This is a genomic window from Trichococcus sp. ES5 (assembly GCF_900067165.1).
Classification (GTDB): domain Bacteria; phylum Bacillota; class Bacilli; order Lactobacillales; family Aerococcaceae; genus Trichococcus; species Trichococcus flocculiformis.
Genome location: NZ_FJND01000037.1, coordinates 1 through 9,208, shown reverse-complemented (window position 1 = coordinate 9,208; position 9,208 = coordinate 1). Strand labels below are relative to the sequence as shown.

9 protein-coding genes and 1 pseudogene are annotated in these 9,208 nt (G+C 37.9%); 7 read left to right on the top strand and 3 right to left on the bottom strand.

Translation table 11 applies throughout. The features are described from left to right. A partial coding sequence (locus TES5_RS14395) for a helix-turn-helix domain-containing protein (protein ID WP_232309438.1) occupies positions 1–257 on the bottom strand: 257 nt, incomplete at its 3' end. Positions 258–504: 247 nt separating this feature from the next. Then, positions 505–888, bottom strand: coding sequence for a hypothetical protein (locus tag TES5_RS15290; protein ID WP_157080421.1), 384 nt, complete (start codon positions 886–888; stop codon positions 505–507). A 55-nt stretch (positions 889–943) separates the two neighbouring features. Here TES5_RS15290 and TES5_RS14390 point away from each other — a divergent pair, with 55 nt between their 5' ends. The 3 genes from TES5_RS14390 (at position 944) to TES5_RS15085 (ending at position 3,287) form a co-directional block, all read left to right on the top strand. After that, positions 944–1,522 (top strand): recombinase family protein, encoded by a 579-nt coding sequence (locus TES5_RS14390; protein ID WP_068562669.1) that lies wholly within the window; start codon positions 944–946, stop codon positions 1,520–1,522. Between the two features lie 71 nt (positions 1,523–1,593). Beyond that, positions 1,594–1,806, top strand: a complete 213-nt coding sequence (locus TES5_RS14385) for a hypothetical protein (protein WP_068562668.1) — start codon at positions 1,594–1,596, stop codon at positions 1,804–1,806. A gap of 251 nt (positions 1,807–2,057) precedes the next feature. Then, entirely contained in the window at positions 2,058–3,287 is a 1,230-nt protein-coding gene (locus TES5_RS15085; RefSeq protein WP_083546589.1) for a putative phage abortive infection protein, read from the top strand. 205 nt (positions 3,288–3,492) lie between these two features. Here the strand turns inward: TES5_RS15085 and TES5_RS14375 are convergent, their stop codons facing one another. Next, positions 3,493–5,115: a hypothetical protein gene (locus TES5_RS14375; RefSeq protein WP_068562667.1), complete on the bottom strand. Its 1,623-nt coding sequence runs from the start codon at positions 5,113–5,115 to the stop codon at positions 3,493–3,495. Positions 5,116–5,511: 396 nt separating this feature from the next. Here TES5_RS14375 and TES5_RS14370 point away from each other — a divergent pair, with 396 nt between their 5' ends. The 4 genes and pseudogenes from TES5_RS14370 to TES5_RS14355 form a co-directional block, all read left to right on the top strand. Continuing rightward, positions 5,512–6,204: a toll/interleukin-1 receptor domain-containing protein gene (locus TES5_RS14370; protein WP_068562666.1), complete on the top strand. Its 693-nt coding sequence runs from the start codon at positions 5,512–5,514 to the stop codon at positions 6,202–6,204. Positions 6,205–6,533: 329 nt separating this feature from the next. Continuing rightward, entirely contained in the window at positions 6,534–7,757 is a 1,224-nt protein-coding gene (istA, locus tag TES5_RS14365; RefSeq protein ID WP_068562665.1) for an IS21 family transposase, read from the top strand. 11 nt (positions 7,758–7,768) lie between these two features. Continuing rightward, positions 7,769–8,550: pseudogene (gene istB / locus TES5_RS14360) on the top strand (IS21-like element helper ATPase IstB). 388 nt (positions 8,551–8,938) lie between these two features. Continuing rightward, on the top strand, positions 8,939–9,208 hold a 270-nt coding region (locus TES5_RS14355; RefSeq protein WP_198143373.1), incomplete at its 3' end, for a transposase.

Genomic DNA, 9,208 nt, shown 5'->3' with positions numbered 1-9,208 from the left:
GCCACGCCTTTTTGCGTATATCCATAACCCCATTCCCGGAGAATCAGGTCACACACAATCGCCAATGTCCAATTGGCACGGGATTTGAAACCTACTTCCTCCGGAGTGTGGTAGGCGACGATTTGAACCAGTTCCGCTTCCTGTTCATCTGTCAGCCGTGAAGGTCGTCCGCTTTGTTTTTTGGAGACTAAACCTTGGATTCCATTATGGCAGTAATTTTTCACATAGTGGCTGACAGTATGCTCGTCGCGGCCGATGGTGTGCCCGGCTTCTTTCCGGGTGTGGCCTTCGAGAACCTACTTGACTGCCAGGCAACGCTCGTACAACCGGCGGTTGTCTGTCGTAGTCATCGCTTTTTCCAATTCACGGATTTGGCGTTCTGTTTCCATGTTCCCCACTCCTCAAGTGTTTTCTTTAGTATACGCCTACAGGAGGAAAAACGAATGCAATTTAACTCAATTTATATATAAGCGTACATGGAGAATCAACATAAGTCCAATTATTTTAAAAATAATAGACTTTTCTTAAAGATTTGGGAACTTTTGCTGGAATCTGGATAGCTATTTCATTATACAAGCTTTTCATCCACAACAAAAGCACCATCTGGAGGGTTGCTTTTATTGTGGATGGGATAAGGTAAAGATGGTTGGGTATTAAAGGAAAACCAATGGCAGAACCAGCCCGTTCCCTTCCTTGCGAATATTTTTTTCCGGACGGTGGAATACCGACAGGGGAGCGGATTGATAAGTTGCTACTTTCGCAGGTGTTGGAAAACGAAGAGCAGTGTCCAGAAAATGGTTCATTTCTGGACACTTCTATTTTGGTATGATTTTTCTTTAAAAGAGCTGAAATACGTGTCCATAAACCCATAATAAAATCTATGTCCAATTAATCGCCCTGGATAAAGTTATGGTACAATGAAATAAAAAAAGCAGGTGATTTTTTGAAAATTGGATATGCACGTGTTTCTACTGGATTACAGAATTTGGATCTCCAGGAAGATAGTCTGGAAAAATTTGGCTGTGAGAAAGTTTTTACGGATCACATGAGTGGCGCAAAGAGTAATCGCCCAGGACTGGAAACAGCGATTGAATTTGTCCGCTCAGGAGATACACTCGTGGTGTGGCGTTTAGATCGATTGGGGAGAAATATGGAAGACTTGATTACGATCGTCAATCGCTTGAACAATCGTGGTGTTAGTTTTCATAGCTTACAAGAAAATATCACGATGGATAAATCAAGCTCAACTGGTCAATTAATGTTCCATCTGTTTGCAGCGTTTGCGGAATTTGAGCGGAATCTGATTCTGGAACGATCAGCAGCCGGACGGGCAGCTGCACGCGCAAGAGGTAGATTTGGTGGACGCCCGGAAAAGTTAAGCAAGAGTGACTTGGAACTTATGAAGACGTTGATCGATAATGGAACACCTATTAAAACAATTGCCGAAAGATGGAATGTTTCGCGTACAACCATTTATCGTTACCTCAATAAATTAGAGGAAACGACTACTGAACAAGTGTGAGCGATTTGAAGCTTTATTAGCGAATCATTGCCCATAATATCAATTGGAATAAAGCTAAAGGAGAGATAATCATGTCAAAACTAGCACTGACTGAAATCCAACACCAAAAAATGAAGAAACTACTAGACGATACCTATCCGATAGGAAAAATCCTGCTGGTGGACACCAGCGCAATTCCTCCTGAACTAGGAAGAGGAATCAAGCGTGTGCAAGATAAGCTTGAAGAGTTAAGAGAGGCTGTAAGGACTGCAGAGGACATACTAAAAGAAACGGACACTTTCTAAGGAGTTTAGAACATATTCAGGCTTTCAAGGTGGGACCACTTAAATCTTACGTTCCTGAAACACCTAACTAAGATATAACAAAAACCCGCTAAAAACATTGTTACGCTTGTTGTACATGGGTTAAGAAGAGCTTATCAGTGGTTATGTCATCTTCTATTCCTAATATTATTGAAAAGGCGAAAGAGCTTTTTGGCGAAAATAACGTTTATGATGGAAGTCAATACTTTTAATAGAATTTAAGGAGTAAAAATTTGGAAAAAGAAAAAACTAGTTTTTGGAAAGAGAATTGGAAGACCATACTTTGTGCGTTTTTTGTAGGAGTAATTATTACGCCCCTTTGTATCTCAATAGGTATCCGAGTCATAGATTGGATACCTTGGCTTAATCGGTTGCCAGGGTCTGATCAAGATTGGATTGGCTTTTGGGGCGGATTTATGGGCTCTGTTGTTGGGGTAGCAGGCGCGATATATATATTTCAGAAACAGATAGATGTGGAACGTGAGAATACTAAGCAACAGCTAGAGGCTGAACGTGAATTGACCCAGGAGCAAATTAATGAGAGCCGCCAACAAATAAAAGATGAAAAAATTGACAATACTTTTTTTAACTTAATCAATTTGCATATTAGGAATAAGGAAATCATTCCCGTATTCAGAAAAAAAGATAGTTTCAAGTGTAACCCCAAGGCATTAGAAGATCTTTTAAAGGGTGAGGGAACTGAAAATGCAGATGACGAGATCAACTTATTTTCTACGATATTAGAAGAAATTCCTGAACAAATTAAGAAAGATAAGCAGATAAAATATATTTTTAAACAAAAAAAATATGTTTTAGATAATTTAGATAGAATAAAGCGAGCTTACGACCAATTAAATAATGAGCATGATTATTTAATTCTATTAAAACATCAAAAACAATTTTTAAATAACTTACCACAGCCATTGGATCCGTCTGCCTTTACATACTTCATTACTCAGTTCTTAGATTTGAATTCTAGACCTAATGGAATAGTGAATGAAAATCTAAAAATAATCTATGATAATCAAAATGAAGATTTAGGCAAAATATATTGTGAGTTGATGCAATTGCCGCAAGACGAGTTAACGTATGAAGAAAAGAGAATGAGTTGCACAAAAGTCATTTCTTACTATTATGATTCCTTGGGTAATTATTTTAGACTTGTTCATAGAATATTTAAATTTTTGAATAAAAATATTGAAAGGGATATTGATAGAAAACTTGAGTACATTGGGATTTTAAGAGCTCTTTTCTCGGAAAAAGAACTTTTAGTAATCTTCTATAATGCTTTTTATACTGATAAAGGTCAAGGTATGAGAGACCAATTGAAAAATACTAATTTTTTTGGCGAAGAAAAAGATCTTCCTCTAGACTCCCAAGATGACTTGCAACACTTTATAAATAAAAACCTTATATTTGAAATTGACGACATTATATTTATGAGGGAATGCTGCATAGAATAATCTTATTTCAGATTATTAATATACTTAACCATGTTTTACGTTGTATCCTGGATTTCCACCCACATAGTTATGTGTTGGTGGGAATCTGAATACAAGTTATGACACTACGATATCCCTTATTTTGCTGGACTTGGATATCGTAGTCAATACTCATAAGTGTTGAATATAACAATCAATGTTCCTTATTTTTATATAGATTTTCAATCTAAAAATACTCATTTAAAATGCGTCTAATTTCTTGTCCAGATTCTAGATAATTAGATAATTCAATTAAATCCTTTTTACCGTAGTATAATTTTCTAGGAAAAATATTACCTAATCGTTCTATTATAGTTTTCATTTCTTTTCCCAGCCTTCTATCCATGTACTCAATAGCATTTCCCTCAAATTCTGAGGAAGTAATAAAAATAGGTATATAAAATAGTTGGTTCTTATCTATAGGATTTTGTATTATTCTATGAGTTCTCTCAAAAAATCTTTTGACAGAATCTTTTTCATCCCTATTTTCTCCCAGTTTAATTAACTGGTTCTGTGAGCGAACTTTAACTTCACAAATAATCTTTGTATCAGATCGCCGTGTTGCGGAAGTTAAGTCGCATTCGCAAGGTTCTTTAACCTCAGGATCCTCTAAAATTCCTTTATAAATAGTCCCAATTTTTTGTTGCGTATATCCTAGCTCCGCAAAAATATAGGCAATGACAAAATTAAAAACAATACCCTTAAGATTATTAAAGATACCCTCGGAAACGCGCATCGTTTCCACGCTTGGTTCTTTCTCTTCCTGAGGGGATATTTGCATTATTTCTAATATCTCTTCCAAGGAACCTAATGTGATATTTTCTGTATGCAGCTTCATAATTTTTTCTAATACCTTAATAAAGTTATTATCAAATACCTCTTTTATAGGAATTATAATAATTCCTTTTCGTTTGGCTAACTCATGAGCATCTGAATCTATGTAGTTAACAAAAAAAATTGGGATCGTTTTAAAATTAGGGTTTTTCGAGAGATTAATTGGTCCATTAACATTCTCGATGCGTTTAATAAAAGCGGCAATGTCAAAAATTTTTGTAGCTCTATACACTATACAGTCTACCAATACTGGAGAACCTGCCTTTTCCATGCTGGGATTGTACAATGTATCTTTTTTATCTGTTCGATATAGTCCCAGAATATATGAGAACCCCTTTGCATCAAAAGGGTATCCATTAAAGACAACTAAATCTCCGTGATTAGATATTTTCCCAGTATTCCATCCAACTATGGAAATACGTTCCAACCAATTAATTAACTCTTCTAGTAGAGACCTATTTATATGAAGGCTCCTTCTTCGTAATTCTAAATCATTGGCAGAAAAATGAGAGTTTAAATAATCTGACGAGAATTTTACATATCTATTATTAACATCATCAGCATTTACCACAGTAATAACATTTAATTCTGACAAATTTTCCACAACTTGTTCTACTGTTTTTTTTCTAGGTATTTCGTGTAGGCTACAAGCAGTTAGTTTGCAAAATTCATCCCAAAACAGGAATCCGTGTTCTACCGACAAAGCATTGAAAATATGAGATTCTGGACTATCAATGGGAGTCATGATTTCAATAACTTTATTTTTTAAAGGTTGATCCTTTAAAAAATATAACCTACTATTGTTTTTAAACTTTGCAGGACTAACTGAAATAACACGAGAAGCTGCGGCTCTCTTTATTCTTGTTCTAGCCGTAGCTTCATTTATACCATGAATGGTAACTAGTTTTTTAATAAGTTCATTACTCAGTAAAGGACCAGAATCCTTCAAGATATCAACTATTTGATTATTATTCATATGGCCTCCTTATTTATACGAAACACTGCACTTAGTATTCATTAAATATTTATAAAGCATGTTCTTTTTTTAAAAAAAAGTGCCGTTACATAGGGATATATCTTGTGTTTTTTTTGATAAGCAATGAAACAACGAAAATCCACCTTGGATATTCTACTATAATTAATACCATAATGATTATAAAATAGACACTGATTTCTTATAAAAACAACGTTCATCTATTAAGACTGTGACTGCCGTGTTTTGCAAGAGAAAAGTGGGGATATAAATGAATTACTTAGAATTGTATTAGATAACTAAATATATTTTGACTAGATACAAATTGAAGGCGTACTAAATTAATGCTAGAATTAATTTAGTACTAATACAAATAAATTTAATCCGGAGGCAAAAACAATGGCACGATGTACAGCACCAGTTAAGGGCCATCGCACAGCAAGTGGAAGAGAAGCATGTCCAGCATGTGGAGGTAATGGAAGTTACTACAGATCCTCCTCATTTCCTTCATATTTTTCAGATTCTCCATCATATTCCGGTTCTACAAGTATGAGTGCGGATAGTCTTCGAAATAGGAAAGCACGTTGGTCTTCAGCTAGCTCTACTATCTTATATACGCCTACGGAAATCCGAACACTTGCTCCTATACGCAAAAAAGTTGAGGAACGTTCAGAATTACCTGACTTACGAGATGTTTTTCTTTGCCATGCATGGGACGATCGTAAATATGCAGCTAAAGAATTACATGATTTACTAGAGGAAAAAGGGGTAACTGTTTGGTTTAGTGAAAAGGATGTTTTTTTAGGTTCATCTTTACTTCGTGAAATTGATAAAGGATTGGTAAAATCTCGTGTCGGAATTGTTTTAGTTACACCTGCATTTCTTAAACGTGTTAAAGGAGAAGGGGTAGCAGATAAAGAACTTTCAGCTTTATTAGCTCGCGATTTACTTGTTCCTATTTTACATAATACGACTTTTGAGGAATTGCGAGAAGTTAGTCCCCTACTTGGATCGAGGAGTGGATTAAGTACTATTGAGGAATCAATGGGAGAAATTGTAGCTAAATTAGCAGAATTAGTTACTCTAGAATAAATATAAAAAATTATGTAAAAAAGCTACCAAGAAATAATTGGTAGCTTTTTTCCATTTAAAAAGAAAAGTGACACTAAAGTCAACTAAATATATTTATTTAATCGTACCCAATACTCTTGAGTTATGAACATAAAGAGTCATATCGTTGGTAGAATACTTGTATTTTTAGAACTTTATTTACGAAAGCTACTTACTTTAATTCAATTTATATAGGATACTGTTAACGCCGGTAGTAAAATGTAGGAAAACAACGGTTTGAAAAATGTCGGAAATCATACATTTTTTTGAATATACTTATTTCATCTCATCTACACAAGGAGGTAATGAGCATGAGAAAAGATATTCGAGAAGGAGTGAGGTTCTACATTATGAACGACATCAAACCAAATTTTGCACAGATGGCACGTCAATACGACAGTGATCCACGTACCATTAAAAAACACTTTGAGGAACAACAGAATCCTGAGTTGATTAAGCCCAGGAAACCCGTGCCGGAGAAAGCTAGTAAATTGGATCCTTATCGGACCCTGATTGACGAAAAGGTTTCGGAAGGCTGTTCCGCTACGGCGATTTATTCGCTCCTTAAACGGCGAGGATACGAAGGAAAAATCACGATTCTTCGGGACTATTGCCGAACACTGAAACAAACAAAAACCAAGAAGGCAACAATTCGAATTGAAACGAACCCTGGTCTGTCGGCGCAAGTGGATTGGAAGGAGAATATGACCCTTTACACGAGTTCCGGGCGGCCCGTCACATTCAATATCTTCTTGTACGTGCTGGGTTATTCACGCATGAAATATTTGGAACTGACTTTTGAGAAAAAGCAAGATACGTTATTCATGTGCTTAAACGATGCCTTTTATTTAACCGGCGGTGTACCCAGGGAAATCTGGTTCGACAATATGAAAACAGTGGTCAATCATGCCAAATCCCAATACAAAAAGGTCGTCTTCCACGACACCTTCTACGCCTTCAGTAAGGATGCCAGTTTTCAGCCTATCGCTTGTCGTCCGTTCCGGCCTCAGACAAAAGGAAAAGTGGAGGCTTTGGCAAGAACCTGCGAACGGTTGCGCGTTATGAATGGCGAATTTGATGATGAGCTCGAGTTATGTCACTACGTCCATGATTTAGCCGAAGAGCTCAATTATGAGGTTTCCCAAGCGACAGACCAACGGCCAATCGACTTATGGGAACACGAAAAAGAGCACCTACAGGAATTCGATTTTGAACTGTTGGCTGAATACAGTTGTGACGATATTCGCCGTATCGTCAGCACAGAATCCATGGTCCAATTTCGAACGAGTAAGTACTCCGTTCCCATTAAATATATCGGCGAGGAAGTCGAAATTCGACTCACTACCGCATTCATACACATTTATTATAATGGAGAATTGATTCAAACGCATCCGATTAGTGAAAAAAAGCGATCCTATACGTACGACACTCATGACGCCTACGAGATTTTGAAGTCTGATGTGTTTAAGCATAAAGAGGACGAAGAAATCTATGCGTTCATTGAAAATTCTTTGGCGCAGTATGATGATGTGTAGGAGGTGCTGCAATGAGTAACCATGTCCAACTCCTCAATAATTTTGAAAAACTCGGTCTGCTTCGGATGCGGGAATACTTCCCCAACTACCAGGAAGTCGTAAACCGCGAAGCGATTCCCTTCACGGAGCCCTACTGGAATTAACCAATCGAGAGCTGGCGTTTCGGTCCGATCGGAAAGTGGAGCGTGCTGTAGAAAACGCGCGGTTTCCGGTCATTCGTGCACTCAAAGACTTCGATTTCTACTTTCAGCCAAGCATCAACCGGCATGAAATTCTGGATCTGCAGCACATGGGCTTTCTTGAAAAAGCCGAAAATATTATATTCATCGGTAATTCAGGTGTCGGGAAAACGCATTTGGCGACTGCCCTCGGCGTGGAAGCCTGCCATCAAGGCGTTAAGGCCATATTCATCAACTGTCATGAGCTGATCCAAAAGCTCCAATCAGCTTATGAAAAAGGAACACTCGAACGGGTTTTAAAACGTTATTCGAACTACGAGCTCCTAATCATCGATGAAATCGGCTACCTGCCTATTGCCAAACAAGAGGCCAGTCTCCTCTTCCAACTGATCCGGTTGAGGCACGAGGTGCATTCCACCATCCTGACGACTAACATTCCCTTTTCCAAATGGGGAGACGTTTTTCAGGACAGCGCCGTGACAGCAGCCATTCTTGACCGCCTGATCCACCATTCTAGAGTATTCCAGATCACCGGAAACTCATATCGCATGAAAGACTACAAGGTGGAACGCGAGCAGCGTTCCAAGAAAAAAACACCGGACGATCCTCCGTGATCGACCGGTGAAAAAAGACAGTCCCCCGTTGTTTTTCGGCAGAAGCCGGTGAAAAGCAACATCGTCTTACCGCTGAAAAACGACATTTTTCAAACCGGTGAAAAACAACATTTTTGAACCGGTGTTGACAAGGATACTTTAGTTTTTAATTATATATTATTGAATCAATTACGCTGTTCTGGAGCCCTTGGGGCTCTAAGGATAGCGGATGTAGCAAAATAAAAATCGCCAAGGTGAAAGCCTGCTGTTACAGCACTTTCACCTTGGCGATCTATTGTTTTATGGATTTTGCGACTAATGTAAAAAAAAAAAAAGAAAAAGCGCCCCATACTGCTGAAATAGCAGTAAAATATAGTCACTACAAAATATTAAGGAGGTCGCTTTTTCTATGAACAGAATAACACAATTATCCATTTTTGAAAATAACCAGCTCGGGGATTTAGAGAAATTAAATGACGTGCTGAATGCATTGCCGGACGAGAAACTCATCGCCCTTTTGGAAGAAGAACGTGGGAAGGGGCGGAATGATTATCCTGTGTTCACCATGTGGCGGGCTTTCCTTGCCAGTTTCGTGTTCCAACACCCCACAGTTGCAGCTTTGATCCGGGAACTGAAGCGCAACAGCCAACTCCGGGAGGTATGCGGATTCCAAACTCGG